At 72.1% G+C, this 25094-nt stretch carries 23 protein-coding genes; 10 read left to right on the forward strand and 13 right to left on the reverse strand.

Annotated elements, in window-relative coordinates; genetic code table 11:
• Positions 1-27: 27 nt before the first annotated feature.
• The 4 genes from CLT68_RS25475 to CLT68_RS25490 all read right to left on the reverse strand — a co-directional run bounded on the left by CLT68_RS25475 (position 28) and on the right by CLT68_RS25490 (position 3256).
• Positions 28-588, reverse strand: a complete 561-nt coding sequence (locus CLT68_RS25475) for a PepSY domain-containing protein (RefSeq protein WP_099857618.1) — start codon at positions 586-588, stop codon at positions 28-30.
• Positions 589-694: 106 nt separating this feature from the next.
• Complete coding sequence (locus CLT68_RS25480; RefSeq protein ID WP_088948790.1) at positions 695-1249, reverse strand: DUF5872 domain-containing protein; 555 nt, start codon at positions 1247-1249, stop codon at positions 695-697.
• A 28-nt stretch (positions 1250-1277) separates the two neighbouring features.
• On the reverse strand, positions 1278-2564 hold the full coding sequence (locus tag CLT68_RS25485) for a sensor histidine kinase (protein ID WP_099854697.1): 1287 nt from the start codon (positions 2562-2564) through the stop codon (positions 1278-1280).
• Positions 2561-3256, reverse strand: coding sequence for a response regulator transcription factor (locus tag CLT68_RS25490; protein ID WP_099854699.1), 696 nt, complete (start codon positions 3254-3256; stop codon positions 2561-2563). Before CLT68_RS25490 ends, CLT68_RS25485 begins: the two co-directional genes overlap by 4 nt.
• Before the next feature lie 102 nt (positions 3257-3358).
• Here CLT68_RS25490 and CLT68_RS25495 point away from each other — a divergent pair, with 102 nt between their 5' ends.
• Entirely contained in the window at positions 3359-3823 is a 465-nt protein-coding gene (locus CLT68_RS25495) for a septum formation initiator (RefSeq protein ID WP_099854701.1), read from the forward strand.
• 36 nt (positions 3824-3859) lie between these two features.
• Here the strand turns inward: CLT68_RS25495 and CLT68_RS25500 are convergent, their stop codons facing one another.
• Entirely contained in the window at positions 3860-4312 is a 453-nt protein-coding gene (locus CLT68_RS25500; protein WP_099854703.1) for a MarR family winged helix-turn-helix transcriptional regulator, read from the reverse strand.
• A gap of 118 nt (positions 4313-4430) precedes the next feature.
• On the opposite strand from CLT68_RS25500, the gene CLT68_RS25505 reads away from it, so the two are divergent.
• Positions 4431-4703 (forward strand): hypothetical protein, encoded by a 273-nt coding sequence (locus CLT68_RS25505; RefSeq protein WP_199177139.1) that lies wholly within the window; start codon positions 4431-4433, stop codon positions 4701-4703.
• A 37-nt stretch (positions 4704-4740) separates the two neighbouring features.
• Here CLT68_RS25505 and CLT68_RS25510 read toward each other — a convergent pair whose 3' ends face one another.
• The 4 genes from CLT68_RS25510 to rpsD form a co-directional block, all read right to left on the reverse strand.
• Positions 4741-5817 (reverse strand): hypothetical protein, encoded by a 1077-nt coding sequence (locus CLT68_RS25510; RefSeq protein ID WP_099854707.1) that lies wholly within the window; start codon positions 5815-5817, stop codon positions 4741-4743.
• A complete protein-coding gene (locus CLT68_RS25515) occupies positions 5814-6161 on the reverse strand; it encodes a PadR family transcriptional regulator (RefSeq protein WP_099854709.1) in 348 nt (115 codons plus the stop codon). The genes CLT68_RS25510 and CLT68_RS25515 overlap by 4 nt, the downstream gene beginning before the upstream one ends.
• Positions 6162-6265: 104 nt before the next feature.
• Positions 6266-10201, reverse strand: coding sequence for a ThuA domain-containing protein (locus tag CLT68_RS25520; RefSeq protein ID WP_099854711.1), 3936 nt, complete (start codon positions 10199-10201; stop codon positions 6266-6268).
• A gap of 254 nt (positions 10202-10455) precedes the next feature.
• Positions 10456-11064 carry a 30S ribosomal protein S4 gene (gene rpsD / locus CLT68_RS25525; RefSeq protein ID WP_099854713.1) on the reverse strand — a complete coding sequence of 203 codons (609 nt, stop codon included), beginning with the start codon at positions 11062-11064 and terminating at the stop codon, positions 10456-10458.
• Positions 11065-11174: 110 nt separating this feature from the next.
• Here rpsD and CLT68_RS25530 point away from each other — a divergent pair, with 110 nt between their 5' ends.
• Positions 11175-11834: a DUF2470 domain-containing protein gene (locus CLT68_RS25530; RefSeq protein ID WP_486482457.1), complete on the forward strand. Its 660-nt coding sequence runs from the start codon at positions 11175-11177 to the stop codon at positions 11832-11834.
• Between the two features lie 137 nt (positions 11835-11971).
• Positions 11972-12274, forward strand: a complete 303-nt coding sequence (locus CLT68_RS25535; RefSeq protein WP_088948797.1) for a DUF1540 domain-containing protein — start codon at positions 11972-11974, stop codon at positions 12272-12274.
• 79 nt (positions 12275-12353) lie between these two features.
• Here CLT68_RS25535 and CLT68_RS25540 read toward each other — a convergent pair whose 3' ends face one another.
• The 3 genes from CLT68_RS25540 to CLT68_RS25550 form a co-directional block, all read right to left on the reverse strand.
• A complete protein-coding gene (locus tag CLT68_RS25540; protein WP_099854717.1) occupies positions 12354-13814 on the reverse strand; it encodes a hypothetical protein in 1461 nt (486 codons plus the stop codon).
• The gene (locus CLT68_RS25545; RefSeq protein WP_099854719.1) at positions 13811-15667 is read right to left on the reverse strand and encodes a dynamin family protein; all 1857 of its coding nucleotides are present in this window, start codon (positions 15665-15667) and stop codon (positions 13811-13813) included. Before CLT68_RS25545 ends, CLT68_RS25540 begins: the two co-directional genes overlap by 4 nt.
• 115 nt (positions 15668-15782) lie before the next feature.
• The gene (locus CLT68_RS25550; RefSeq protein ID WP_099854721.1) at positions 15783-16667 is read right to left on the reverse strand and encodes an IniB N-terminal domain-containing protein; all 885 of its coding nucleotides are present in this window, start codon (positions 16665-16667) and stop codon (positions 15783-15785) included.
• 297 nt (positions 16668-16964) lie between these two features.
• Here CLT68_RS25550 and CLT68_RS25555 point away from each other — a divergent pair, with 297 nt between their 5' ends.
• The 6 genes from CLT68_RS25555 (at position 16965) to CLT68_RS25580 (ending at position 24385) form a co-directional block, all read left to right on the forward strand.
• The gene (locus tag CLT68_RS25555; protein ID WP_088948801.1) at positions 16965-18230 is read left to right on the forward strand and encodes an Hsp70 family protein; all 1266 of its coding nucleotides are present in this window, start codon (positions 16965-16967) and stop codon (positions 18228-18230) included.
• A 5-nt stretch (positions 18231-18235) separates the two neighbouring features.
• Positions 18236-20800, forward strand: coding sequence for a LuxR family transcriptional regulator (locus tag CLT68_RS25560; protein WP_199177140.1), 2565 nt, complete (start codon positions 18236-18238; stop codon positions 20798-20800).
• 43 nt (positions 20801-20843) lie between these two features.
• Positions 20844-22766 carry a nitrate- and nitrite sensing domain-containing protein gene (locus CLT68_RS25565; protein WP_099854723.1) on the forward strand — a complete coding sequence of 641 codons (1923 nt, stop codon included), beginning with the start codon at positions 20844-20846 and terminating at the stop codon, positions 22764-22766.
• Positions 22763-23212 carry a roadblock/LC7 domain-containing protein gene (locus tag CLT68_RS25570; RefSeq protein WP_088948803.1) on the forward strand — a complete coding sequence of 150 codons (450 nt, stop codon included), beginning with the start codon at positions 22763-22765 and terminating at the stop codon, positions 23210-23212. The genes CLT68_RS25565 and CLT68_RS25570 overlap by 4 nt, the downstream gene beginning before the upstream one ends.
• Positions 23190-23570 (forward strand): DUF742 domain-containing protein, encoded by a 381-nt coding sequence (locus CLT68_RS25575; RefSeq protein ID WP_099854725.1) that lies wholly within the window; start codon positions 23190-23192, stop codon positions 23568-23570. The genes CLT68_RS25570 and CLT68_RS25575 overlap by 23 nt, the downstream gene beginning before the upstream one ends.
• Before the next feature lie 74 nt (positions 23571-23644).
• Positions 23645-24385, forward strand: a complete 741-nt coding sequence (locus CLT68_RS25580; RefSeq protein WP_158240928.1) for a cellulose binding domain-containing protein — start codon at positions 23645-23647, stop codon at positions 24383-24385.
• 10 nt (positions 24386-24395) lie between these two features.
• Here the strand turns inward: CLT68_RS25580 and CLT68_RS25585 are convergent, their stop codons facing one another.
• Complete coding sequence (locus tag CLT68_RS25585; protein WP_143743241.1) at positions 24396-24983, reverse strand: prolyl oligopeptidase family protein; 588 nt, start codon at positions 24981-24983, stop codon at positions 24396-24398.
• Positions 24984-25094 lie beyond the last annotated feature (111 nt).

Raw genomic sequence — 25094 nt, forward strand, 5'->3', positions numbered from 1 at the left:
CCCGTGACGGGCGGCGGCGCCGGACGGTCAGTCGTCGTCGTTGTCGTTGTCGTCGTTGTCGTCGTCGTTGTCGTTGTCGTTGTCGTCGTCGTCGTCGTTGTCGTCGTCCTTGTCGTCGGCGTCATCGTCGCCGTCGACCGGCTCCTGCTCGGCCTTGACCACTGAACCGTTGTCCCGGTCGACGTCCACCTCGTGCTCGATGTCGCCAGCGACGATCTCGACGCTCCACACCGGTCGACCGTGCTCCTGCTCGGACTCGACCTCGACGATCTGACCGCCACCGGCCTTGGCGAGCGCGATCTCACCGGCACGCTTCTCGTCGACCGCGCTACCCGCCGGCGAGGTGCCAGCTGACGGCGTGCCGCTGGACGGCGTACCCGATGGGGTCTCGGCCGACGGCGTGCCGCTGGCCGACGGCGAACCGCTGGTCCCGGGCGCGTCCGTGGCCGTCGGTGCGACGGTCGCCGCGGCGAGCGTCGTGCCGCCGGTCCGCGAGTCGTTCGCGGCGTTGACGCCCAGCGCGACCCCGGCCACCGCCAGCACCGCCGAACCGCCGACCGTCGCCAGAAGCAGATTGGTGCGCTTCATGGTGGTGTCCACCTTTCCTCGGTTGTCGACTCCGAGGATCGGTCAAATCGGGATAGCAGCGCGCTGTCGGGACGCTAAGGCCAGGTTAAGGCGGTCGACGGGCAGGTCAGCCGCGCCGGTTGAGTTCCGCTTCGAGCCGCTGGACGAGCGTCTTGCGGTCCTTGCTGGCACGCTCGTTGCGCAGTGCGGTCTTGAGCTGTCGCGTGTCGAGGCCCCGGACCAGCTTGGCCGCCTCGGCGACCGACATCTCGGTCATCCGACCGGCCGTGGTGGCGTCTCGACGCGCTCGCTTGGCCGGGCCGGTGTTCGCGACGTACTGCCTGCCGGTGCGGGAGGCTTCGCGCTTCTTGGTGTCGGTCGCGCGCTTCTGGCTCTCCGACATCTCGTCCCAGGCCTTCTTGGGCAGGTAGCGGCTCGTCGTGTCGCCCTTGCGCGCCCGCGTGTCGCCCTCTTTCGTCTGCCACTTCTCGTTGCCCCAGCGCTGGAGCGACTTCTGCCGCTCGTCCTTTTCGCCGAGGAATCCCCCGCCGCGCTTCTTGTACTCCTGGGTGACCAGCTGCGACTTGCGCGCCGACCACTGTCCCGGCCGGCCGCCCTTGTCGGAGGACTTGATCTCTTCCTTGATCTGCTCTCTGAGCTCGGGTTTCGTGTACCGCGCCATGACTCGCAGCTACCCGGGACCGCAGCGGCTATGCCTGCCGCGGTGACGTCGGTGGTCCGAGCCGCAGCAGCACCTGTCCCCCGCCCCGCGGGGCGGTCCGCAACTCCAGGCGACCGCCGGCGGCCTGCGCGGCGCGGCGGGCGATGTCCAGGCCGAGGCCGGTGGAGCCGGCCGCGCTCGCGCCCCGGCGGACGGCGCCGTCCGGCATGCCCGGCCCCTCGTCGGCGACGCTGAGGACCACCTCCCCCGCGTCCGGGGCGAGCCGGACGGCGAACGACGTTCCATCGGGGGTGTGCGCGAAGACGTTGCCGAGCAGGGCGTCGACGGCCGCCGCGAGGTCGTCCGCTGCCACACCGACCGGGAGAGGCCCGGGTGCCAGGTCGAGGGTGACGGCCCGGCCGGTGTCCTCGGCCAGCACCGACCAGAACGCGACCCGGTCGGCGACGATCGCCGCCGCGTCCGAGGCGGCCGGGCCCGCCGGTGAGTGCCGCCACCGGGCCTGCCGGATCAGCCCGGTGACCGCACGTTCGAGACCGTCGGCGGCGGCGGTGATCCGGACCGCGTCCTCCGGGTCGCGCAGCGACTCCGCCTCCAGCCGCAACGCCGTCAGCGGTGTCCGCAACTGGTGGGACAGGTCGGCGACCTGCTCGCGTTCCTGGACGAGGAGCACCTGGATCCGGGTGGCGAGGTGGTTGAGCGCACCAGCCACCTCGCGCAGCTCGGGCGGGCCGGCCGGGGTGACCCGGGCGTCCAGCTCGGCGTTGGCGAGCCGGTGCGAGACGGCGGAGAGGTCGCTGATCGGCCGGACCAGGGTGCGCGCCAGCCGGTCGGCGACCAGCAGCCCGATCAGCACGAGGATCACGCCGAGCAGCGCGAGCACCAGCCAGGCCCGGGTGACCCCGGCGGTCAGTTCGTGCTGCGGCACCACGATCCGGATCACGCCGGTGCCGTCCGCCCGGCCCTGCACGGCGATGACCACCTCCCGGCCGGCCGCCGACTCCCCGGTGAGGCTCTGCCCACGCGCGGCCAGGGCCACCGCCGGCGTACGGGGGGTCTGGGCGCCAAGCACCGTGCCGTCCGGCAGGAACACGCTCACCGGCCGACCGGACTCCGCGGCGAGCTGCTCGACGGTGAGCCGGATGGTCGCCGCGTCGGCGGTGCCGACCACCGGCACGAGACTCTGCGCGTCAGCGGTGGCCCGAACGGTGGCCCGGTCCTCGGCGACAGTGCGGACCAGCAGCGCCAGCGGCACCAGGAAAGCGATGAGGGTCAGCACACTGACCGCGGCGACCAGCAACGCGAGCCGTGCCCTCACGGCTGCGCCGCCGGCGCTTCGAGACGCACCCCGACACCGCGCACGGTGTGCAGGTAGCGAGGCTGCTGGGCGTTCTCCCCCAACTTGCGACGCAACCAGGACAGGTGCACGTCGACGGTCTTGTCGGCACCCCCGTAGGGGATCTGCCAGACCTCGGTGAGCAGTTCACGTTTCGTGACCACCTGGCCGGGCCGGCCGGCGAGGTGGTGCAGCAGGTCGAACTCGCGCGGCGTCAGCTCGACCACCACCCCGTCCAGGGTGACCTGCCGGGCCCGGGGGTCGACGCGCAGCCCGCCGACGACGAGCGCCGGGTCCTGCGCGTCGGCACCGGAGGGCCCCCGCCGCAGCACCGCCCGGGCGCGGGCGTCGAGCTGCGCCGCCGTGAACGGCTTGACCACGTAGTCGTCGGCACCGGCGTCGAGCACCCGTACGATCTCGGCCTCGTCGTCGCGGGCGGTGGCCACGATGACCGGCACCGAGCTGACCGCGCGCAGCATCCGCAGCAGCTCGCGTCCGTCCAGGTCGGGCAGGCCCAGGTCGAGCACGACGAGGTCGGGACGGTCCTCCAGTGCGTCGCGGAGCCCGGCCATCGCGGTCGAGGCCGCGGCCACCGCATGGCCGCGTTCCCGCAGGGCACGGATCAGCGGGGTACGGATGGTCAGGTCGTCCTCGATGAGCAACAGGCGGGCCACAGCTGGGAGGCTAACCGCTACCGCTGTCAGCGAGGCGCACGTTAACTATGCCTTAGCGTCCGGATGTGCCAACGACAAGGAGGGATCGGGGATAGTCAGAGCATGGGCCGTCGTTCGATTCTCGTCGCCGCCGGGTGGGTGGCCACCGTCGCCGTGGCGACCCTGATCGGGTTGGGCGCGATCCGGTTGGTGGGCGAGAGCCTCACCGGCACACCGGGTGGGGTGCGCAGCGAGGCCGAGATCGAACGGGCGCTCGCCTCGCCGGAGCCGGTGCCCACCGGCACGACGGGCACCGGCTCCGTCGGGCCGGGCACGACGAGTCCCACACCGAGCGCGAGCTCCGGGGTCCGCCGGGGGTTCGCCACCGAGGGCGGCACGGCCGTGGCCGAGTGCGGTGCCGGTGGAGTACGCCTCGTCTCCTGGGCGCCCGCGCAGGGCTACCGGGTCAGGGACGTGGACCGGGGCCCGGACGACGACGTCGAGGTCACGTTCCAGGGGCCCACCCGGGAGTACGAGTTGAAGGTGCGCTGCATCGGCTCGGAGCCGGTGGCCGTCGCCGACGACTGACGGCCCGGGAGCAGGTGAGGTGAGTGTCGCGGCGGTTCACCGGCTCTGCAGGGCGTCCACCAACCGCCTGAGCGTCGCGCGCGCATTCTCGAGATCCCTGAGGCTGAGGCCGGCTCGTTCCACGGCGTCCCGGCGGTCGGCGTCGGAGCGTTCCAGGAGGCCGGTGAGCGTGGCCAGCCCTGCCGTCGTGAGTGTCACCAGTGGCGCGCGGCGGTGATCGGGGTTGTCGTGCAACTCCACCATCCCGGCACGGGCCAGGTCGTCGACCACTCGCTGCACGCTCTGTCGAGCGAGGCCGAGTCTGCGCGCCGCGCTCGCGACGGTGCGGGCACCGTCGGAGAGCACGCTCATCACGTGCCATCGGGCGGCAGTTTGGCCCTCTTCTCGGGCGAGCTCCTCGCTTGAGCGCCGAGACTCGCCTGCCAGTTCGTACACGTCTGCCACCAGCAGCCGATACGCGTCGACCCGGTCCTGTTTCCGTTCGGTCATCGGCAGCACCTTACCGCATATTGACAGCCTACTACTGGAATGACAGCATGCTGTCATGATTCTTCGACTGTGGAGCGGGTGGACGGAGCCCGCTCTCGCTGACGCCTACGATCGGCTGTTGACGCAGGACATCGCGCCCGCGATCCTCGCCCGGGGGGTGGCCGGGCTTCGGGAGCTTCGGGTTCTGCGTCGTTCCCCGCAGGAGCTGGACCCCGCCGAGGGCAGCGAATTTCTCACCGCCATGACTTTCACGGACTTCGCCGCAGTGTCGGCCTTCACCGGCGGCGATCCGTCCGCCTCCGTTGTCCCGCCTGCCGCCCGCGATCTGCTCGGACGCTTCGATCGGCAGTCGCGGCACTATCTCAGCCGAGCGGTGTTCCGCGCCGGGTGACGGCCAGCCGCCAGGCGTCGGGTGAGCACCCGGCCGCTCACTGACCCATTGGCTGCTCGCGGTCGGCGTTCCGGCCGAGGGCGACCATGCGCAGGGTCTCCTCTCGACGTCGCACCAGTAGCGCCCCGGCCAGGAAGGTCACCGGCGCGACGAGCACCAGCATCGCCCACTGAGCCGGCACCAGGGGGATGGTGTGTCCCATGTGCATGGTCGAGGTGACCCAACCGGCGAGGGCGCTGTCGATGACCAGGGCGAGGGCTGCCACGGGCAGCAGCATGACGACGATCCGTCGGCGTACCTCCGGAGTGAGCGTGGCCACCGCGATCACCATGGCCAACGCGGCAGCCGCCAGGCCCGCGACGTAGAGCCAGACGACCAGCTCACTGCTCGCCTCGATGCCGTACAAGACCTGGTACGACACCTGGCCGACGAAGCCGAACGTGGGGCTGGTCGCCCGGTTCGTCACAAGGAGCGCGACCATCGCGGCCGGTGCGAGCAGCAGGGCCAGCAGTCGGCGTACGCCCAGCAGCGCGATCGCCCGGCGGCGCGGCGCCGGCACGGTGAGCGCGGCGGCAGCCACCACGGCGAGGGCGAACTGCGGCAACGTGTCCACCACGTACGTCGGGTTGTCACCGGCCTGCGGCGCGACGAGCGCACTCCAACCGAGCACGCCGGCCCAGGCTAGACCGGCGGCGACCCAACGCCACCCGACCAGCACCGCCGTGCAGACGCCCGCCCAGCCGGCGACGCGCAGCCAGTCGACGAGATCCGGACCGCTCGAGGCGAACCCGGGCGGCGGGCTCGACGCGCGGACGAGCAGGTCGAGCAGCGTCCTGCTGGCGAGCGCCAGCAGGACGACCCCGACCAGCAGGCCGGTCACCGTCGCCGCGTCCGCCCAGCTCGACTCGGTGAACCCCCGTGCGCCCACCCGTAGCCGCGTCCGCAAGCCGGCGCCGACCAGATTCCGCACGTCGGCGGCGCCGGGTCGTCGCTGGCCCGGCCGCGCACCAGCGAGGAGCACGGCCAGCATCTCGTCCTCGTACACCCGACGGTGTTCCCACGGATAGACGGCCAGCAGCCGCCGGTAGCGGCGCTCCAGGTCGTCGCTGCTCACGCCGCACCTCCGTCGGTCAGTAGGACGCTGCGGCGCAGCCGCACCCGAGCGGCGTCCGCGTTGTGTCGCAGGCGGGACGCCTCTTCGGTGAGCCGCCGCGCGCCCAGGGCGGTGAGGCGGTAATAGCGGCGTAGTCGGGACTGCACCACCTCTTCGCGCTCGACCTCGATGAGACCGTCGGCGCGAAGCCGATCGAGGACGGCGTAGAGGGTGCCGGCGCGCAGGCGCACCCGGCCGTCGGAGATGCGCAGCACGTCCTCGATGACGGCGTACCCGTGCATGGGCGCCTCCGCCAGCGCGGTGAGCACCAGGAACGTCGGTTCCCGCAGTGGAGCTTCAGCCATGCCAGGGAGCATATACCGATAGGCGGTATATACAAGGACGACGAGCTGCATTGACGGACGTGGCCGGCACGGATCACCGTGCCGGCCACGTCAACGGTGGTGGTTCAGCTGGTGTAGGCCTCCACCTCCCAGAGCGAGTGCCCGTACCCGGTGCCCCGGGCGGTGCCGTTGATCCGCAGATAGCGGCCGTTGGCACCGAGCGCGGTGTGCTCGTCCACACCGCCGTCCGCGCCGGTCACCGTCTTCACCGTCGTCCAGGTGGTGCCGTCGTTAGAGGTCTGGATCTGGTACGCGCTGCTGTACGCCGCCTCCCAGCTCAGCTTGACCCGACCGATCGCGGTGGGACTGCCGAGGTCGACGCGGATCCACTGCGGGTCGGAGAACGTGCTCGACCAGCGGGTGGTGAGGCTGCCGTCCACCGCCTGGGCGCCGGACACGTCGGCCCCCTCGTTGCTGGAGGTCGACGTGGACTTGTTGAGCAGCAGGTTGCCGCCGGACGGGCCACCGGTGCCGCCGTACACCTCGAACTCGAACAGTGAGTAGCCCCAGGCGGTCCCCCGGGTGGTGCCCAGAAGCCGGACGTAGCGGCCGGACCCGCTGAGCCCGGTCAGGTCGTCCACCCCGCCGTCGCCACCGGTCACCGTACGGATCGTGGTGAAGTTGACCCCGTCCGGCGAGGTCTGGATCTGGTAACCACTGCCGTACGCCGCCTCCCAGGTCAGCTTGACCCGGTTGAGCGAGTACGTGGCGCCGAGGTCCACGTCGATCCACTGCGGGTCACTGAAGGCGCTGCCCCACCGGGTTCCGGCCACGCCGTCGAACGCGTTGGCCGCGCCGTACGCGCCCTCGAAGCTGGACGCACGCGCCGGCTTGCCCCGGGCCAGGTTGGCGCCCGGCTCGGGATCCGGGTCCGGGTCCGGCCCGGGACCGCCGGGGCTGGTGGAGAGGGTGAACTCGTCGATGTCGAACCACGGCCCAGCGCCCTTGAAGACCAGGAACAGGGTTCGGGTGCCGGTCGGGGCGGTGACCCCACCGGTGACCGTGGCGAAATTGGCGTACCCGCCGGTGGGCACCACGGTGGCCGAGCCGACCAGCGGCCCGGTGGGCGAGTCGACCCGCAACTCCACCGTGCCGCCGCCACCGGCCGGTGCGCCGACCCGGGCGCTGAACGACTGGACGCCGGTCAGGTTGTAGGGGCGGAACGAGATCCAGTCGTTGTTGTCGATGTAACCGACCGCCGCGCCGCCGTGTCCCGCCGCCCCGGCGACGATCTGGACACCTGATGAGTCACCGAAGTGCTCGGCCTGGCGTACCCGAGGTTGGAGGACGGCCTGGGTGTGCGTGGTCAGCGGCGGCTGGCCCCCACCGCCCAGGTCGGTGTACTCGGCGTCGATGATGCCGAAGATGTTCGCCGCGGTGTCGTGCTCGCCGTCCGCCGAGGTCTGGATGACGCCGGAGCAGCCCTGCACGCTGCCGAGCTGGTGGCCGTGCGAGTCGTGGCCGAGGACGTAGTTCACCTTCACCCGGGCGCAGTTGATCGCACCGTCCTGGGCGTCGGTGACGGTGACCGAGAACGGCACGGCGTCCCCGAAGGTGAAGGTCTGCCCGTTCAACGGGGTGTTCACGGTGACCACCGGGGCGCTGTTGCCGACCGTGACCACCACGCTCGCGGTGGCCGTCTTGCCGGTGGTGTCCCGGACCGTCAACGTCGGGCTGCGGGTCCCGTTGGTGGTGTACGTGAAGCTCGGGTTGGCCGCTGTCGAGTCGGTGGTGCCGTTGTTGTCGAAGTCCCAGGCGTAGGTGAACGGGTCGCCGTCCGGGTCGAGCGTGCCGGCCGAGGAGAAGGCCACTGTCAGCGGCGCGGTGCCGCTGGTCGGGGTGGCCGAGACCTTGGCGACGGGCGCTCGGCCCTCGCGGGCGTACTCGATGCGGTAGAGCGCCGAGTTGGCGTCGCCGTTGAACCAGCCGGTGCCGTAGTCGAGCACGTAGAGCGCGCCGTCGGGCCCGAACTCCATGTCCATGACCTGCGTGCCGGTCCACGGGAACGGGTTGATCTTCAGCGGTTGGCCGGACGCGTCGAGCTTGATGTTCTTGATCCAGCGGCGGCCGAACTCACCGGCGAAGTAGGTCCCGTCGTAGTACTCGGGGAACGCCACGGGCGAGGTGTTGTTCGGGTCGTACCGGTAGACCGGGCCGCCCATCGGCGACAGGCCACCGCCGGTGAACTCTGGCGGCGAGCCGGAGCCGCCGTACGGCAGCCACGCCGAGACGGCCGGCGGCAGCTGGGTGATGCCGGTGTTGTTTGGCGAGTTGTTGACCGGCCCGCCCGCGCAGTTGAACTTCGGCCCGGACGGCCCGGACGGGAAGGTGTAGTCGTTGTACGCGTCGTTGTGGGCGGTGCAGTACGGCCAGCCGTAGAAGCCGGGCCGGTCGATCCGGGCGAACTCCACGTTGCCCGCCGGCCCCCGGTTCGGGTCGGCGGTGCCCGCGTCGGGGCCGTAGTCACCCAGGTAGACGATGCCGGTGGCCTTGTCCACGCTCATCCGGAACGGGTTGCGGAAGCCCATCGCGTAGACCTCCGGACGGGTCCGCGCGGTGCCCGGGGCGAACATGTTGCCGGCCGGGATGGTGTAACCGCCGGCGGCGCTCGGCTTGATCCGGAGCACCTTGCCGCGCAGGTCGTTGCTGTTCGCCGAGGTGCGCTGCGCGTCGAACGCCGGGTTGCGCCCGGCCCGCTCGTCGATCGGGGTGAAGCCGGCCGAGTCGAACGGGTTGGTGTCGTCACCGGTGGAGAGGTAGAGGTTGCCCGCCGCGTCGAAGTCCATGTCACCGCCGACGTGGCAGCACATGCCCCGGCTGGTCGGCACGTTGAGGATCAGCGTCTCGCTGGCCAGGTTGATGGTGTTGTCCGCGTTGACGGTGAACCGGGCCAGCCGGTTGACGCCTTCCCAGACGGCGAACTCGGCCGGCGTGCCGGTGGCCGGGGCGCCGCCACCCGGGGTGCTCAGTGGCGGGGCGAAGTAGGCGTACACCCAGCGGTTGGTGGCGAAGTTCGGGTCGGCCTTGATGCCCTGCAGACCCTCCTCGTCTCCGGTGTAGACCGGCAGGGTCGCGGCGATCTTGGTGTTGCCGGCGGCGTCGGTGTGCCGGATCACGCCGTTGCGGGAGGTGTGCAGCACTCCCCGGTCCGGCAGGATGGTCAGGCTCATCGGCTCACCGGTCTCGGCCGCGCCCTTGGCCAGCTCCACCTGCTGGAAGCTGCTGGTGACGGTGGGGCCGCAGTCGGCGTCGACCTCCCCGGCCGCGGTCCTGATGCCACCGAGCAGGTGCTGACGGAAGCTCGCCTCGGTGTACGACGCGTCGGTGTGCCCCAGACCGGTGTACCAGGCCCGGCCGCCGGAGTAGTTCTGGCACCAGGAGATCGGGTGGTCGGCGCCCATGCTCCCGCCGGTGTAGGTGCTCTCGTCCAGCGTGGCCAGCACGTGCACGTTGCCGCGGGGGTTGGTGCGGTAGTTGTACAGCTCGTCGAACCGGTTCCACCGCTGCGGCAACGTCGCGGTGGACGGATGCACCTGGTCGGCGACCTTGACGGTGACGTTCTGCTCGGCGGGGTGCGAGGCGAAGTACGCCCCGACCAGCCCGCCGTACCAGGGCCAGTCGTACTCGGTGTCAGAGGCGGAGTGCACGCCGACGTAGCCGCCACCGCCGGTGATGTAGCGCTCGAACGCGGCCTGCTGGGCGGCGTTGAGAACGTCGCCGGTGGTGGACAACCAGATCACCGCGGCGAACCGGTCGAGGTTGGCGTCGGTGAACTGGGCGGCGTCCTCGGTCGCCTCGACGGTGAAGCCGTTGGCGGCGCCGAGCTGCTGGATGGCGGTGATGCCGGGGGTGATGGATCCGTGCCGGAATCCGGCGGTCTTGCTGAAGATCAGCACGGTGAACGGTGCGGCGCTGGCCGTGGGCGGCGCGGCGACGATGCCTCCGGCCACGAGGATCGTGCTCAGCGCGAGGCCAAGCCACGATCTCAGGGATCTGCGCACAGTGGGGTCCTTTCGCGGTGCGAGGGACGGCGTGCGCCGATCACGCCTGGCGGTGGTGGGACGAGATATGTGCATGCATCGTTGCGTCCGGATCACGGGCGCGTCAAGCACTCTCCCACCATCCGTGAGAGCGTTATCTCCGCAGCTCAGGGACGACCGTGTGGAGTGAGATCGAATAACGGTTTTCGGGCCACGATCCACCTGCGGAGGGCCCCGGCGCAGGTGCCTGCACTCGGGGCCCTTCCAACCGTCGGTCAGCGCGAGTAGTACTCGACGACTAGCTGCTCGTCGCAGACGACCGGGACCTCCGACCGCAGCGGGAGCCGGGTCAGACGCGCGGTCAGGCCGGGCAGGCTGACGTCGAGGTAGGGGGCGAGCCGTTCCGAGGCGTGCGCCCCGGCCGCCGCGACGACGAACGGGGCCTTGCCCCGGCTGCGCTCGGCGACGGCGATGACGTCGCCGGGTTGCAGGCGCGCGGACGGCCGGTCCAGGCGACGACCGTTCACCGTGACGTGCTGGTGGGTCACGATCTGGCGGGCCTGGTAGATGGTGCGGGCGAGACCAGCTCGCAGCACCAGCGCGTCCAGCCGGGTCTCCAGCTCCACGACCAGTTCCTCACCGGTCTTGCCCGGCCGGCGCACCGCCCGGTCGAAAGCACGCCGAAGCTGACCCTCGTGCAGGTCGTACTGGGCCTTGAGCCGCTGCTTCTCCAACAGCCGGACCTTGTAGTCGCTGGTGGTGCGTCGGGCGCGGCCGTGTTGACCCGGCGGGAACGGTCGGCGTTCGAAGTAGCGCACACATTTCGGGGTCAGCGCGATGCCCAGGGCGCGGGAGCGCTTGACCTTGGGACGGGTCTGATTCATCCTTCACCTCTCAAGTAAGGTAAGGCTAACCTTATTAGGAGATGATCGCCGTGAGCAAGCCCTCGACCAGCACGGACACCACCGACGACGCGGGTGTGCGACTACGATCGATGCTCGTCGCCACCGATTCCCTCACCCTGCACATCCCGGGGATCGAGGCGTACGTTGCCGGACGGCACGTCGTGACTGGCGACGGGCGGCTGCGGGTCGACCTGCCGGCCGGGTGCCACCTGACCCACCACCTCGCGCACCAGCGGGAAACAGTGGCGATGGTCGAGGTGACCGACCTGGCGCCCACTCCGGTCCGCAACCGGGTGCGCGGGCGCGGCACACTCACCGGCTGGCTGGCGATCGAGACCGTCCCGACCGAAAATAATCAGGACCTGGTGGCGCTCCTCGACCTCGCCACCGCCGAGCTGACCGTCGACGGCCGCACCACCTCCGTCCACCCGGACGCCTTCGTGGCCGCCCGGCCCGACCCACTGGCCGCCGCCGAGGCCGACCTGCTCTGCCACCTCGACCACCATCACCCGCAGACCGTCGAACGGCTGTGCCGACTGATCCCGACCCGCCATCTCCAGGGTGTTCGCCAGGTCCGGCCGGTACGCCTGGACCGCCACGGCGTCGTGCTCCGGTTGGAGCTGGCCGGGGGTGACCGCGACGTCCGGCTGACCTTCGGCGCGCCCCTGCGGCATCCGGACCAACTCGGCGCCCAGATCGAGGCACTTCTTCGGCAGACACACGGCTGTCGAGCCCGACGCGTTCGTTGATGACCGAAGCGGATCACGGCTATTAGGTAAGCCTGGCCTATGCAAAATATCCCCAGAAGAGATGACTGATGGGGATTTGTCCCGTCGGAGCCGGGTACTGGGATTGCCCGGCACCACCGACGGAAGCGAGATCGCCGATGACTGACATGCTGGAGATGCCGCGGGTACACGAGTGCACCGTCACCGACTGCGGCTACAACCACGATGGCTGCCACGCGTTCGCCATCACCATCGGGCAGGAGAACGGGCACGAGAACGCCAACTGCGCCACGTTCATCGACACCTCGGCCAAGGGCGGGCTGGACCGGGTCATCGCCCAGGTCGGCGCCTGCAAGCGCAGCGACTGCCAACACAACGCCGAGTTGGAGTGCCACGCACCGTCCATCCGGGTCGGCCCGGGGCAGGACATCGCCGACTGCCAGACATACCAACCGCGCTGAGCCCTGCGGGCACCGATGGAGGCGGCCGTGATGGCCGCCCCCATCGCGTCTCAGATCACGCCAGGTACGACCACCGCTCTCAGCGACCGCCCGCGACCAGCTCGGCGATCATTCCCTCGCAACTGCGGGCGACGACCTGCGCCCCGCGCCTCTGCGCCAGCGGAAGCAGTGGGTCCTCGGCCCGGTCCCGCCACCGCCACTGCGCGTCGGCGGCGACCTCCCAGAGCCGCTGCGCGGTCGCCTCGTGCTCGACACCGAGCCGGGCGGCGAGGCCCACCCCGTTGCCCCCGACCAGTCGCTGCGCCTCGTCGGCCAGCTCCACGTCGAACCCGAGCCGGGTGTTGCGCAGCGCCACCAGCAGGCGCAGCTCCCGGAACTCGTGCGCACCGGCGAGGATCTGCTCGACCGCGCCAACCAGCTCGTCGGAACCCCGGGTGGGCTCGGCCCGCAGCAGCGTCTCCACCGCGGCCAGCGCGGACCGGGCCTTGAGGGTGTCTCGGCGATCGATGAAACAACGGGTCACCGACTCCCGCAGCTCGGTGAGGCCACTGCGCCGGATGAGTTCGGCGGAGAGCTTCACCCGACTGTCGAAGCCACTGCGGACCAGGGTGGCCGCCAGCCGGACACCGAAGATCCCGAACCGGTCCAGCAGCGCGCCGCGGACATCGGTCTCCAGCCGTACCGGCAGCTCGCCACGGAGGAAGCGCTCGGCGGAGAGCAGGTGGGCGTCCAACTCCGCCCGGGGCACCGAGGCCAGCGTCGCGAGCGCCGCGAAGTCCGATTCGCCGAGCATCCGGCCCGCCAGGCCGAGCATCCCGCTGCACGCCACCACGTTCACGCTGACTGCGCTCACCCGTGGATCGCGGTAGTGCCGCCGGGCGAGCTGGCGCGCGCTGAGCAGACCGTCGATCCGACCTCCCCCGGTCTCGTCCGCCCGGGACAACACCATGATCACGTTGATCGGGGCGGCCTGCCCGACGGCGCCGTCCCGGCCCGCCTCCAGCATCCGCAGATCACTGTCGCGACCGTCACGGGTCAGGTACAACACCGCGTCCGAGTCCCGCAGCACCCGCTCCACCAACGGCATCCGGCCCTGCTCGACGTCGCCCGGGAGCGCCGGGGTGTCGATCAGCGTGACCTGCCGAAGCGCGCGCGTCGGCCACTGCACCACGATGTCGCGTACGTCCCCGGTGTCCCAGCCGAGATCCACCCGCAACCCGGTCGCCGACTTGACCACCGTCAGCTCCTGCGGGGGCTGACCGGCCGGGTAGGCGGTGGCACGCGGGGCAGGGCCGTCCTCGTACCAGGTGAACACACCGTCGGCCCTCTCGACCGGCGCGACCTCCTCGCCCATCAGCGCGTTGAGCACCGTCGACTTGCCCGACCGCCACGGCCCGGCGACAGCGATGCGCAGCGGTTGCTCCAACCGGGCCACCTGATTGCGCAACTGCCCCACGGCCCGGGGGTTGCCCTGATAGAGGTCGATGGCCTGGTGCAGCAACCCCCAGGCCGCCTCGTCCAGCCGCAGGCCCACTGTCATGTCTGCGGCTCCAACAGCAGCGGGGCCGAACGCGTGGCGGTCAACTGCTGGGCCTGCTCGTAGAGCGCGGCCAACCGGGTCATCTTCAACCGGATCTCGCGCTGCCGCTGCTCGCGCAGGGAGGCGTCGGTGTCGGCCTCCTGCTTGGCGCTGCGGAACGACTGCACGATGGCCTCCTGAAGCTCCTCGGTCAGCCCCGTGAAGTGGTCACGCAGCATCCGCTGCACCTGCCGGACGGCGTCCCGGCAGTCCCGGGTGATCCGGACGAAGAAGTCGTCGACGTGGCGCTGGATCGCGGTCTTGACGGTCGCCTGGCGGCGTCGGAGCAACTGCTTGCTCTCGTCGCGAATGCTCTTGCCGCCGAAGAGCGCCCCGATGCCGACCGAGACCGGGTTGATCATCGGCATTCCGGCCAGGGTGGTCGCCAGGCCGAACATCAACATGCCGCCGTACGAGCCCTTCATGCCGGTGAACAGCTTCTGGCCGGTGGTGAACCTGTCGATCGTCGGCCGTTGCAACTCCGGCAGTCGCCGGGCGATGTCGTCCGGCATGGACATGGACCAGGGTGGCAGGACGTCGTAGCCGTACCGGTTGAAGTTGGCGGCCACCCGGCGGGCGATCCAGTCGCAGCGCTGGATCAGCCACTCGTGGTTGGCCTCCGCCGCCTCGACCAGGCTCCGCTCCAACCAGTCCTGAAAGGTGTCCCAGGCGTCCAGCGGATCGGCGGTGTCGAACGCCTCGTCCACCGTGCGCAGGATCTGCCGGGTCCGGTCCCGAAGGTCGTACTCGATGTCGGAGAGCAGGTCGGCGATCTCGTCGTTGAGCGTGTTCTGCCAACGGGTGGAGCAGCGACGCAGCTCGTCGACCTCGCGCTGGGCGGCGTGCAGGCGGGAGATCGGCCCGGAATGCTCCTCGGCCTCCTGGGTCGCCAGCTCGGCGCGCAGCGGTGCGGCCAGCTGCTCCACCACCGTCCGGGCCACCGCCTGCACCGACGCCCGGGCCAGGTGGTCGGACTTGCCGGCAAGGTCCCGCTGCAGTCGGGCGATCAGCGCGGGAAAGCCGGACTCGGCGTTGAGATCACGGTCGCCGGAGGCGGCGGCGCGCAGTCGTAGCGTCGCCGAGACCGGGATCAGCGCCGCCGGGACGCCGGCCTCGACGAGATGCTGCCGGTTGCGCTCGGCGACCGCACGCCAGTCGGCCACCAGATCGGTCTTGCTCTGCACCACGACCACGTTCGGGTGCGCGCGCATCACGTGCAGCAACATGTTCAGCTCGGCGACCGACAACTCCCGGGTGGAGTCGGAGACCAGCAGCACGGTGTCCGCGCGGGCGGGAGCCGCGACCGGGGCGGCACCGCCGACACCGGCGACCTCGTCGGTGCCCGGAGTGTCCACCAGCACCAGCCCGGCGCCGAGCAGGGCACGCGGCACCCCGATCTCGACGTACGCCGGACCGCCGCCCGCCCGACGCCCGATCATGCCGGCCACGCCCGCGGCGACCTGGTTGAGCGCCACCGGAGTCCGCTCCACGGTCACCGTGGCGGCGCCGCCGGCGGGACGACCCGTGGCTGGTGGCGGCGCCTGAGCCACCGCGGCGGACGGGGCTTCGGCGTGCTGCACCACGGTCGGCAGGACTGTCGTGCGGCCGTCGCCCACCGGGCAGGCGGGGGCGTTGATGATCGCGTTGATCAGCTGGCTCTTGCCCTGGTTCGGCTCACCGATGACCAGGACCCGAAGCGTCGGGTCCAGCAGTTGGGCACGCTTCTGCCGCACCGTCTGGAGCAGGTCACCACGACCATGAGCACTGCACGTACGGGCGATCTCGTCCAGCACGTCCAACCAGATCCCGGCCATCACCGCACCAAGTGTGCGGATTTCGGCTCAATTATCAAGAGGGACCGGATGTGGAACAGGAGAGGGCCGGATCGCCCGAAGCGACCCGGCCTCCCGCTCCTACCGGAGATCCCTGTCAGAGCAGGCCGCCGGTGATACCCAGCAGGCCCTGGTCCGGCGAGGCGTGCGAGTCGCCCAGCACACCGTCGGTGGCGCCCCCGGTCACATCGCCGACCGCGCCGGTGACACCGGGAAGGAGGCTGTCCACCTGGTGCGTCACACCACCCACAGTGGACGGAACATCGAGCGGCGGGACGACGCCACCGACAGCGCCGCCCGCGTGGCCCAGACCCAGCCCACCCAGGGTGTCGTCGACACCGAGGGAACCCACGACACCGTTGAGCTGACCGTGGGAGCCGGAGAGGACACCGCCGGTCAGGTCGCCGCCGAGCAGGCCCGGGTCGGTTGCGCCGAGGAGACCGCTCGGGTCGCCGGCCACGCCGGTGACGTTCCCCAGAACCGGGTCCGCGATGGCGTCCACCGGCTGCGCCACGTCGGCGTCGAGGGTGTGCGCCACGTCGGAGACACCAGCCAGGTCGCTGTCCAACCCGTACGGACCGACGCCCAGGCCGATCCCCGGCAGCACGGTGATCCCGGCGGCGGCAGCCGACGGGTCGACCGCGATGGCGCCGAGCACACCGGCCTTGATGTCCACGCCGGTGGGAGAACTCGTGACGCTGATCTGCTGCGCCACGCTCTGCAACTGGCCCACCACGTCGGTGGTGTCGGTGACCAGCGGGTCGAACCCGAGCTGCCCGACGGCCGGCACCAGTGGGGTGAGGCCCTCCCCCGGCGCGTAGTCGACCACCAGCGGCACCACGTCCTGCACGTCCGCCGCGGTGATGTCGCTGAGCCCTGCGGCCCGCAGCGCACCCTCGGGGTCGAGGTCGAAGGCCGACCGCGCGTCGGGGTTCGTCAACAGGTCGAGCACGAAGTCGTGGAGGGTCTGGTGCGAGTCCATGTGCCGGTTCTCCTCGGATCTGGCCGTCGGCGGGTGTCGTACATCGACAGTGACGCTATTGCCCGGCCCACCCCCGGGCATCGGGGCTCAGCCCGCATCCGGGCCGGTTGAACTAGGGGCTCCGCCGCCTCGTACGTTAGGGGGACAGGGGGAAACCGACCCGGCGAGATTAGGGTCCCGACCAGGGACTGATCTCTGGTACGAACGTAGGAGCCCGCGGGGTTCGCCGGGGGTGGGTCGTCGGCAGCACCGACGCCATCGCCATCGGCCGGCCAACTCACGGGGGGAGAAGAGACGATGCCGTACGTCCTGGGGATAGACATCGGAAGCACCAACACCGCCGCCGCGGTCGCACGGTCGCACGGCACGACCTGGACCCGCCCCGAGCCCGTCCCGCTGCAGGTCGGTTCGGCTCTCGTGCCGTCGGTGCTGTGCCTGTCCGAGGATGGCTCGCTGCACGTCGGCGAGCCCGCCACCGACGACGGCAGCCGCACCACACGCGACTTCGTGCACCGGATCGGCGATGACGTACCCCTGCTGCTCGGCGGCGAAACGTGCGCGCCGCAGACGCTCACCGCCGAACTGGCGGCGTGGGTGGTCGAGCGGGTCCACGCCCTGGAGGGCGGCCCGGCAGAGGCGATAGTGCTCAGCCACCCGGCGGGGTGGCGCCCCTACCGACGGGAGGTGCTGCACCGGGCGCTGTCCGGCTTCGGCCTGCGCAACGTGACGTTGCTTCCGCGCACTGTCACTGTCGCCGAGAGCCACGCGGCCCGCGGGTTCGCGGGCAGCACCGCTGTCGTCTACGCCCTGGGGGGCAACAGCTTCGAGGCGGCTCTCGTGCGTCGCACCCCGCGCGGCACCTACGAGACGTTCGGCACCCCGCAGGGTCTGGACCCGATCGGCGGGGCCGACTTCGACGAGGCGCTGGCCGACCACACCCGTACCGCGCTGGCCCGGGAGTTGGCCACCAGCGCGCGCCGCGGCACCCAGGCCGCGCTGCGCGGGCTGCGCGCCGAGTGTGACCGGGTCAAGCGGGTGCTGACCGTCGACCTGACGGCCGACGTGGTGCTGGCCCTGCCGGGCGGCCCGGCGCGGATACCGGTGACCCGGGCCCAGTTCGAGGACATGATCCGCCCGACGGTGCAGGTCACCGTCGACCTCCTGCTGCGGGCCGTGCGCAGCGCCAACCTGACGCCGGGGCAGCTCGACGGTGTCCTGCTGGCGGGCGGGTCGACCCGCGTGCCACTCGTCACCGAGCTGATCAGCGCGGCCCTCCCGGTCCCCGTCGAGGTGGAACCGGACTCCCAGTTGACCGCCGCCACCGGTGCGGCGATGGCCGCCTGCCAGGTGGTGTCGCCGCGCCCCCGCCGACAGCCACCGGCCCGCGATCCATCCCCGGTCAGCGGTGCCGGTCGGGCCTCCGTCCCAGCCACCCGCCGCCCCCACCACGACACCACCGTCCCGGGCGATCCGCCACCGCGGCCCCCGGTCCGGGTCCTCCCACTGGACCTGCCGAAACCGTCCCGCCTGGCCTTGGCCCGCAGCCGGGGACGCGAAGGATGACCCCAATGATCATGAATGACATCGCCGAGACCGGGCTGACGCTGGACCGGGGGCCGCAGGTCCTGCTGGACACTGTCGGACAGGACCCGACCGGCCCGCTCAGCGTCGGCATCGCCGGCCCGGGCGGTCACGGGAAGACCGCGCTGCTCGCGGAGCTGGCGCGAGTCCATCAACGGGCCGGGATCACCGTGCGCACGACCGCCCCGGCGCCGGGCGAACCGGTCGACGCCGACACCCTGGTGCTGGTCGACGACGCGCACCTGCTCGACGACGCACGGATCGAGGTGCTGCAGGGTCTGGCCGCCACCCGTCGGCACCGACTGGTGGTCGCCCACCGCCCGTGGCCCCGGTCGGCGGCGCTCAGCGAGCTGGTCGACGCGCTCCGACGCGACGGGCAGGCCCTGCTCCTCACGCCGTTCACCCGGGAGCAGACCGCCGCCTACCTCGCCTCCACACCCGAGCTGGACGGCCGCGACGACCTGGTCGACTTCGTCCACACGCAGACCTGCGGCGTACCCCGGGATGTCGAACGGCTGGCCCGCGGCCTGGCCGCTGCGGAGACCCCGACCGGCGCGGTGGTCGACCCACCCCGGTCCGTCGTCGGCGAGTTCGGGCCGGACCTGGACGTCCAACCCGACGCGGTACGACGGCTGCTGCTCGCCGTCGCGGCGGGCGGGACGCTGCCGGTGAGCATGCTCGGCGCCCTCCTGGGCCGGGAGCCGGCGGCGGTGGACGATCTGATCGCCACGACCAGGGCGGCCGGGCTGCTCGGTGCCGACGGCCGGCTCGCACCGATCGTCCGGCGGGCCGTCACGACGCTGAGCCCCACCACCGAGCGGACGGCGGTCTGGCGTCGGCTCACCGAGTTGCAGCTCGCCAGGGGTGGCGCGGTGCTGCCGTTGGTCCGGTCCCTGCTCGCGGTCGGCGCGCTCGGCGATTGCCCGGTCCCGACCCTGGCAGCGGCTGCGAACGAGGCTCTGGCCGACGAGCCGGCGTTCGCCGCCGACCTGTTCGCGGCCGCCACGGCGGCCGGACGGCCAGCAAGCGCCGAGCAGGCGCTCGCCGCCGCACTGGCCGGCAACCTCGACGACGCCCTACGGCTGGCGGACCGACTGCTGTCGACGGCCACTCCCCCCGATCGCTGCGAGGCGGCAGTGGTGGCCGCGACCGCCCTGGCGCACCGTGGGCACGTCGGTCGCAGCGTGGAGCTGTACCGGTGGTCGGGCACCGCGTCGGCGCTGGCGTTCGCCACCGTCGGCGGGCTCGCCACCGGCGACCTGAGCGCCGCCGCCGAGCCGCCGGCCGGTGATCCCGGCGGCGAACCCCCGACCCTGCGCGCCAGCGCCGCCCGGCTGATGGCCACCGGCGTCCGCGACAGCGTGACCGGCTCACCGACCGCCGCGCTCTCCGCGCTCGTGCAGGCCGCCGCGCTGCTGGAGCCGGACGGACGCGCGGCACTCCTACCAGACAGCCCGGCGGCGCTCGCCGCGCTGACGGCAGTGCACTGCGGCGAGCTGGAGATCGCCGAGCAGGTGCTGCACCGGGCCCTGGCCGCCGGTGTCGGCGGCCCCCTGATGGCTCGTCGCCACCGGCTGTTGCAGGCCTGGATCCTGATGGTCCGGGGCGAGACGCACGCCGCGGCCGAACGTCTCGCCACGGTGACCCTCGACGGGCGGCCGTTGGAGTCGCGCGACCTGCTCTTCGCCGCCGCGATCCGGATGGGCGTCAGCCGGCGCAACAGCGACCTCGGTGCGCTCAAGCGCGGGTGGGGGCAGGCGCTGGAGGCGGTGGTCCGGCACCCCGTCGACCTGTTCACGCTGTTGCCGCTGGGTGAGCTGGCCATCGCGGGCGCACGGCTCGGTGACCTGGCCCGCCTGGAGCCGTACCTGCTCCAGGGACGCGCCCTGCTGGGCCGCCTCGGCGACCCACCACTGTGGAGTGTCCCGCTGCACTGGAGCGGACTGCACGCCGCCATCCTGACCGCCGAGCCGGCAGTCGCCGACGAACATGTCGCCGCGCTGCTCGCCGCCGCCGGTCACAGCCGGTACGCCGCCGTGGTCGCCGCCGCCGCGGAGAGCTGGGTGGAGGTGTTGCGGGGCGTCGTCGATCCGACCCGGGTGGAGGCCGCCGCCCGAGGGCTGCACGACACCGGACTGTGCTGGGACGGTGCTCGCCTCGCCGGTCAGGCCGCGATCCGCACCGCGGACCGGCGGGCGATGACCACCCTGCTGGAGTGCGCCCGCGCACTCCAGGGACGGCCACCCGGCGGCCACGGCGGGCAGACACCGACGACCGGCGCGAGCACGGCGCGCGCGGCCGGCCCCACCCAGCAGGGGCTCAGCGACCGCGAGTACGAGGTCGCCGAGCTGGTGCTGGCCGGGTTGACCTACCGGGAGATCGGCGACCGGCTCTTCATCTCGGCGAAGACGGTGGAACACCACGTGGCGCGGATGCGCCACCGACTCAACTGCGCCAACCGCACCGAGCTGCTGGCCCTTCTGCGCACCATCGTCGCCGACCGGGCCAGCGACACGGCCGGTCAGCCGTGGCCACAGCGGGCGACCCGATGAGGCACCCACGCGGCGGACGCCTCCGCACCGGGCGGGGCCGACCGTGACGCGCGACGAGGCGCGGCTGATCCGGGTCAGGCTGGTCGTGCTGTGCGCCGTCCTCGTCTCGCTCTGGTCCTACGCCGCCTATGTGGCCGGCCAGGACGCGGCCGACCTGCTGCGCGTGCGGGCCCTGGCGGACACCCTGGGCCAGCCCGTCGACCGACTGATCCTGGGCCTGCAGGCCGAACGTCGGCTCACCGCCGAGCGGGTCGCCGCAGCCGCGCCGACGGCGCCCCCGCTGGTCGCGGCGCGCGAGGGCACCGACCGGGCGGCAGCCGAGGTCCGCGCGTTCACCGAGGGGCGTGACCTTCGACTGCTCAGCGCCAGTGACGTCCGCGACCGGGCCGGCGAGCTGGTCCGCCGGCTCGACGGCCTGGGCACGATCCGGTCCCAGGTGGACGCCGGGAGTCTCGACCTGGCCGAGGCCGTCGACGCGTACGACCAGGTCGTCGACGTCGCCTTCCGGGTGTACGGCCCGGAGTGGGGCGCGTACGAGAGCGCTCTGGCCGCCGACACCCGGGCCGTGATCGCGGTGGCCCGTGCCCGGGAGCTGCTCGCCCGGGAGGACACACTGGTCAGCGCGGCCCTGACCGGCGCTCGGCTCGGTGCCGACGAGCGGAGCCGGCTGATCGAGCTCGTCGGCGGCCAGCGGTACGCGCGCACCGAGGCGGCGGCAGGGCTGCCAGTGGACGGCCGCAGTGAGCACCAGCGCCTCGTGACCGGCCCCGACTTCGCGGGTCTGCTCGCCCTGGAGGCCCGACTGCTCGCGGCCGACACGGCGCTGACCGGGATCACCGTCCAGGCCTGGCGGGCCGCGGCGGACGCCGCCCTGGGCGCACTGCAGACGCTGGTGACGACCACCGCCCGCAGCAGTACCGAGCGGGCCGCGCCGGGCGCCGCGGTGGTCGTCGCGCGTACCGGCGCCGTGGTGGGGCTCGGCCTCATCGTCGTGCTCGTGCTCCTGCTGGGTTGGGTGAGCACCGTCCGACGCCTGACCGAGGACCGGACCGGTTCGAACCACGACGCTCCGGCTCCGGCCGGTGATGCCACGGCGACGCCCGACGGCGCCAACCAGGAGTTGTTCCTGCGGCTCACCCGACGCAACCAGGTCCTGCTGCGCGATCAGCTCGGCCTGCTGGACGGGATGCAACGCCGGGAGCGGTCCGCCGAGGAGACAAACGAGCTGTTCCAGCTCGACCATCTCACCACCCGGATCCGACGCAACGTGGAGAAGCTGATCACGCTCGCCGGCGCGAGGCCCGCCCGCCGCTGGCGACGGCCCGTGCCGCTGCTCGACGTGACCCGCGGCGCGGTCGCCGAGGTGCCGGACTACCACCGGGTCCTGATCGCGCCGCACTGGCCCTGGTCGCTCGCGGGCAACGCCGTCACGGACGTCGTCCACCTGCTGTCGGAGCTGATCGAGAACGCCCTCGCCTTCTCCGCTGCGGACACCACCGTACGGGTCAGGGGCGAGCACCGACCGCAGGGCTGCGCGGTCCTGGTCGTCGACGACGGGCCGGGTCTGGACACGTCCGCGCTGGCCGAGGCGAACCACCTGCTCGGCAACCCGCCACCGGACGGCCCACCCCCGGGTTCCGCGGGTCTGTACGCGGCCGCCGTGCTGGCCGGCCGATGCGGCGCACAGGTCTCGTTGCGCCCCAGCCGGCGCGGTGGGACCGCCGCCACCGTGCTCCTCCCGGCCGGGCTGGTCACACCGAACGACACCGGCCGTGGAGCGGCCACCGCGCCACCCGGCACCCCCCACCCGCCGGCCCGCGACGCCGCCGACCCCTCCACCCCGAACGGCGACGGCGAGCTGCCGACGCGGACGCGCCACACCGGACCGACCGGCCCGGAACCCGGCAGGACCAGCCTCGACACCGTCGAGTTCCCGGTCGCTAGAGCAACAAGGAGACACCCATGACGTCCGCAGTGGTCACCGACGACGACCTGACCGGCGCCCTGGACCGCCTGGTCGACCGAGTGCACGGCGCGGAGTTCGCCGTGGTGCTCTCCCCCGACGGGCTGTTCCTCGGCGGTTCCCAACAGGTCAAGGGCGAGCTCGCCGAGCAGCTCTCCGGCGTGGTCGCTGGTCTGATCGCGTTGGGGCTGGCCGCCACCCGGATCTGCGAAGGGGGCGGTCTGCGTCAGGTCGTGGTGCAGATGGCGCGAGCGTTCCTGTTCGTCGCCACCATTCCGAACGGCACCATCCTCACCGTGCGGATCGCCGGTGACGACGTCAAGGTCGGCGACATGGCGTACGAGGTGGCGCTCTTCGTCGGGCAGGCCGAGCGGCACCTGCCGATCCGTCTCGGGCCCGCCTCCTCGGCGACGATCGGGGATCCTGGTGCGCAGCACCGGCAGCGCTGACGAGGCGTGGTACGACGACGACGCCGGCCCGGTGGCCCGGCCGTACACGATGACCGGGGGGCGCACCGCGCCCACGGGCGACAAGTTCGACCTGATCTCACTGGTCGTCGCTCGCCGGGGGGTCACGCCGCCCACACCGCTCTTTCCCGAACAGGCGCGGATCGTCGAGCTGTGCCACGATCCGGTGTCGGTGGCCGAGGTGGGTGCCGAGCTGGATCTTCCACTGGGGACGGTGCGGGTGCTGCTCGGTGACCTGCTCACGGCCGGGCTGATCGAGACGCATGACCCGCCGATGCTGTCGGAGGTGCCGAACGAGGATCTGCTCAAGGCGATACTCGTCGGGCTCCGCGCCCTGTGACAGGGCAGATGCCATCCGCGACCCGCACGGATCGCGGGCGCGCATCCGGCGACGAACTGAAGGGGAGACAGGCAGTGCCGGCAACACCACCGCAGCCACGCCGTACCGTGGCGATCATCCTGCTGGACCGGATCGTGGCCTTCGGCACGACCGCGCGGCGGGTGCTCACCGGACGGGACGACGTCTCGCGGGCCACCTGGGTGGCCGTGATCGCGGCGTTCGGGGTGCTGGTCGCGACGGCCGTCTCCGTCATCGGGTTGCTGCGTACGCCGGAGAAGCTGACGCCGGTGACCCTCGACGCCCCACCGTCCGTCGAGCAGGTGGGCACTCCATCGACCGGCACTCCCCGGGCGCAGGCACGGCCGGCGGCCAGCAGCCCGGCGGCGCCCGCTCCCCCACCGCCCGCGTCGGCCACCGCCGTCCCGACGACCGCAGGTGCGTCGACCCGGCCCACACCCACCGGTGCGACGGCTTCGCCCACCCCGACCCCCCTGAACGCCGACTTCGCCATCGCGGACAACGCCCTGCTCAGTTACGGTGCGGCCGTGACGATCAGCAACCCCGGCTCGGTGCCGGTGCCGCAGTGGACGCTGACCGTCACCCTGCCCCGGGAGTCGCTGCGGGTCAGCGCGGTCGAGGGCGCGCGGGTCAGCCGGGACGGTGCGGTGTGGACGTTCGTGCCGGACGGAAGCGCCGGTCAGGTGCCCGGCAGCACCTCGGTCCGGGTGACGTTTCGCGTCAACGGTTCACCGGCGGGTGCCGCCCCCGAGGCCTGCGCCATCGACGGGGCCGCCTGCACCGGCCTGCCGCACTGACCAGGGCGAGTCAGCGGGTCGAGTGCGTTACACCCGGCGTTCCGGCGACAGCCGGAAGCGCGGGCGCCAACGCCGCCAGGATGCACAGGCCGCCGATGGGGAGCAGGTTGAGCGTTACCGCCGGTGCCACGATGCCGACGACCAGCAGCGGAACGCTCCACCACGGCAGCCGCCGTCTGACCACGAGCATGCCGGCGAGCACGACCAGGCCGAGGAAGAAGAACTGGGGTACGACGTCGTAGAAGGCCACCTCGACACCGGGGATGTCCTTGAAGTCCGCGCCGAGGGCCGACATCTCCGCACGGTCCGCGGCCAGGAGCCCTTCGACGATGTCGGCGCCGAACTGCACCATGGTCGCGGCCAGCCCGGCCATGGTGAGGGCCACCACCCCGGTACGCCATGGGCTGCGGGGCAGCAGGCCGGCCAGGGCGAGCACGGCAGGGACGAAGCACACCATGCCCGCAAGCCCGACGAGATGCGCGGCCTGCCAGTCGAACCCGGGGCCGTACACCCCGTCGGACCTACCCCACAGGCGTACGAGGCCGTAGGCCGCGATGCCGACCGGTCCGGCGATCACGAAGAGCGCAGCGCGTTTCATGCCAGCCATCATCTGGCCGCCGACACCCACCCGACCTCCGGGAAGCTCCCCTGCCCGGCCCTGGACTTCGTCTCAGGTCTTCCACTGAGCAGACCCTCGGTGCCGCCGGCG

This window comes from Micromonospora sp. CNZ299 (assembly GCF_002754415.1).

Coding starts and splice junctions, on each gene's coding strand:
- CLT68_RS25475 (WP_099857618.1), bottom strand. CDS start 588: ATGAAGCGCACCAATCTGCTTCTGGCGACGGTCGGCGGTTCGGCGGTG.
- CLT68_RS25480 (WP_088948790.1), bottom strand. CDS start 1,249: ATGGCGCGGTACACGAAACCCGAGCTCAGAGAGCAGATCAAGGAAGAG.
- CLT68_RS25495 (WP_099854701.1), top strand. CDS start 3,359: ATGGGCCGTCGTTCGATTCTCGTCGCCGCCGGGTGGGTGGCCACCGTC.
- CLT68_RS25500 (WP_099854703.1), bottom strand. CDS start 4,312: ATGACCGAACGGAAACAGGACCGGGTCGACGCGTATCGGCTGCTGGTG.
- CLT68_RS25515 (WP_099854709.1), bottom strand. CDS start 6,161: ATGGCTGAAGCTCCACTGCGGGAACCGACGTTCCTGGTGCTCACCGCG.
- rpsD (WP_099854713.1), bottom strand. CDS start 11,064: ATGAATCAGACCCGTCCCAAGGTCAAGCGCTCCCGCGCCCTGGGCATC.
- CLT68_RS25530 (WP_486482457.1), top strand. CDS start 11,175: ATGCTCGTCGCCACCGATTCCCTCACCCTGCACATCCCGGGGATCGAG.
- CLT68_RS25535 (WP_088948797.1), top strand. CDS start 11,972: ATGACTGACATGCTGGAGATGCCGCGGGTACACGAGTGCACCGTCACC.
- CLT68_RS25540 (WP_099854717.1), bottom strand. CDS start 13,814: ATGACAGTGGGCCTGCGGCTGGACGAGGCGGCCTGGGGGTTGCTGCAC.
- CLT68_RS25545 (WP_099854719.1), bottom strand. CDS start 15,667: ATGGCCGGGATCTGGTTGGACGTGCTGGACGAGATCGCCCGTACGTGC.
- CLT68_RS25550 (WP_099854721.1), bottom strand. CDS start 16,667: ATGGACTCGCACCAGACCCTCCACGACTTCGTGCTCGACCTGTTGACG.
- CLT68_RS25555 (WP_088948801.1), top strand. CDS start 16,965: ATGCCGTACGTCCTGGGGATAGACATCGGAAGCACCAACACCGCCGCC.
- CLT68_RS25560 (WP_199177140.1), top strand. CDS start 18,236: ATGATCATGAATGACATCGCCGAGACCGGGCTGACGCTGGACCGGGGG.
- CLT68_RS25570 (WP_088948803.1), top strand. CDS start 22,763: ATGACGTCCGCAGTGGTCACCGACGACGACCTGACCGGCGCCCTGGAC.
- CLT68_RS25585 (WP_143743241.1), bottom strand. CDS start 24,983: ATGAAACGCGCTGCGCTCTTCGTGATCGCCGGACCGGTCGGCATCGCG.